This window comes from Natrinema soli (genome assembly GCF_028618695.1).
In genome coordinates, this window is sequence record NZ_JAQIVI010000848.1 from 1 (window position 1) to 2,633 (window position 2,633).

At 56.4% G+C, this 2,633-nt stretch carries 1 protein-coding gene and 1 pseudogene; both read left to right on the forward strand.

The features are described 5' to 3' along the window. Positions 1-319 precede the first annotated feature (319 nt). Positions 320-1,635 (forward strand): annotated as a pseudogene (locus tag PGX04_RS34040) (tyrosine-type recombinase/integrase). Between the two features lie 204 nt (positions 1,636-1,839). Then, on the forward strand, positions 1,840-2,633 hold a 794-nt coding region (locus PGX04_RS34045), incomplete at its 3' end, for a transposase (RefSeq protein WP_273742509.1).

The window sequence follows — 2,633 nt, forward strand, 5'->3', positions numbered from 1 at the left end:
CTGAGGACGATCGTAACGGGTGTCAGCTGTATGGTGGTTTGTAGAATTTGAGATCCCGAAGTTGTGGCTCACGGGGATCCCAAAATGGGTATCGCGGTATACGGTTTATTCGTATAGCGCATTTTATCGCCAGATTTGCCGTGGGTTACGCAGACTCTCTCGGTCAGCCGAACCCATAAACTGATAAGGAATCCGACTGAAACGCTGAATGACCCGAATATGCCACTCTTAGAATCGCCATACTGGACCGTGAATAGGCTTCTACCGGTTTCTTCGCCAATCCAGTTCCCAACAGTCGAAGCCCTCAGAGAAGGTTCCAATGAGTAAATCGGATATCGAGCTGGAGGGTGAGACCGAGGTAGAGCGGAGACCATCATTCGACGGTGTCCGGTGGACGTCGTGTTCGCTCGAAGACTTCATGACCTATACTGGGACGAGATCGCCCCATGCCTCGAAGCAGAAGGTATCGATCCAACCAGCGAGAAACCAACCCACCAATGGTTTCGGGATCACGATGCACGGTCATTCCTCGCAGCACTCCGACGCCATCACGGTCGCTCCCTCGGAGAGTTCTGGAAGGAAGACCTCGAGCTTGGTGACGATGATGAGGGCTATATGTGGGCTACAGCAGACGAAGAAACGATCGACGCTCTCGAACAGTTCCTCAACCGCCGAAGATCCCGATACAGTCTGGCGACGTCATCCATCGACGCACTCCGAACGCGGCTGAACCTCTACGTCCGTGCCTACCGGGAGGCGAACGGTACAGACGACCTTCTCACACCGATTCAGAGAGAACGAGAGGCACCGGCTTACGAAGCTGTTGACGCGTGCTACGCGGCCTTTGACTGGTTGAACGAGGGAGCAGAGCGCGCATACAGTCCTCAGACGCTCCAGCGCGTGCGGCGTGTCGCCGATTCTTGGTATCAGCATCTGGTTGGCCGCCGGATCGCCTCGATGAATCCTGCGAGCGGCCTCTATGACGAATTCAAGTGGGAAGTCGAAGAATCCCCAACGCCAGCTCTTTCAGCGACGCACATCCGGAGACTGAAACAGGCCGCAATGACGACGCGAGAACAGCTGTTGGTGGTGGCATTAGCTGGCTGGGGACTGCGAGTGAGCGAAGTCGCCGCACTCCATGTCTCACAGTTCCATCGCGACGTCCCCGAAAACGACATCCCTTTTATTGCGTTCGAGAACCGCAAGAATGGGCCCGGAGAAGTGTCGCTACTGTTCGGGTTAGCCGTGCTCGACTCCCGACTCGACGAATTAGCGGACGACGAAACGTGGGCTGGGTATCTGTTCCCCTCATCACAGGGAGAAACACCACACGTAACACGAGATACAATCCGGAACTGGTTCCAAGATTTGGCGTCGAAAGCCGATCTCCCTGAGAGAATCGAGGGAGAGCGTCCGAGTCCTCAGCTCTGTCGTCGCTTCTGGTACGATACCTATACTGCAGTCCTCGAGGGCGTTCTCGAAGGCGTCGAAGAAATAGCTGCAGAACAAGGTAGTAGCGATCCTCAGGTGGTCATGCAGAATTATCTGTCAGACTCACGATCGCGCCGAGTACGCCGCGAGTTCATGCGGGAACAGCTGGACGCTGCTTTCGGAGAAAAATCCTCCTCGTCTTAAGAGGAGCGCTCGAGCGTTCCGTGCAGTGGAGTCAAGAGTACTCATTCAGGCAGACTGCTGCACGTCATTACCGGAGCGACCGGGAGCCGTCCTGCGGTCGCTCCGGGAAACAGTTACAGCGTTCCATATCATGTTGTGTTGAATAGGGGTAGGGCGGCGAGATAGACCGTCACATCGGTAAGGATGAAGCCGAGGAAGATCGATATGGTAGAGGTCGATCTCCTCGACTTCCTGAGGAAGTATAAGCAGCTAGCCAAACAAGCGTTGGGGACCGACGCGGGCAAGCCCGTTGAAGGCGGGCTTGCCCGCTGGAAGCACCTCGTCATTCACGGGTATCGGCTTGAAGACGGCCACAGCTACCGTGAAACCGAGAATCGTCTCCAGTGTTTCAGCGAGCTGCGTGAGATCCTCGAACTCGACCTCAACGATGTTCCAGACTACTCCACGATCTACAAATCGTTCGATCGATTCGATATGACGGTGTGGCGGGCGTTGCTCCGCATTTCAGCGGAGCAACACCCGCAGTCAGGACACGTCGCTCTCGATAGCACGTTCTTCGAGCGCGGCCACGCTTCGCAGTACTACCTCCAGCGGTCGGACCGAGACATACAGAAGCTGAAAGTCACGACACTCACCGATACGGAATCGCTTGCTGTGCTGGATCTCCAGTGTTCGATTCACTGGAAACACGATGTGAAGGCTGGCCCGCAGGTCGTCCGCCGGAACGCGGACGACCTGCTGTCGGTCGCCGCCGACAAAGCGTTCCACAGTTGGATCACCAGGTTCGAATTCTACACGCTTGATGTCGATCCGCTCGTTCTCAGCCAGGGATCGACGCCGGAGATAGTCGGTCACAACGCTTTGATCCGGGACGCCGGATACTCGCAGCGCTGGATGGCTGAGACATCGTACTCGTCAGTCAAGCGCTCGCTCGGCTCCGCCGTGCGAGCGCACTTCTGGTATCGAGAGTTCCGCGAGATCATTCTCAAGTTCGCCGT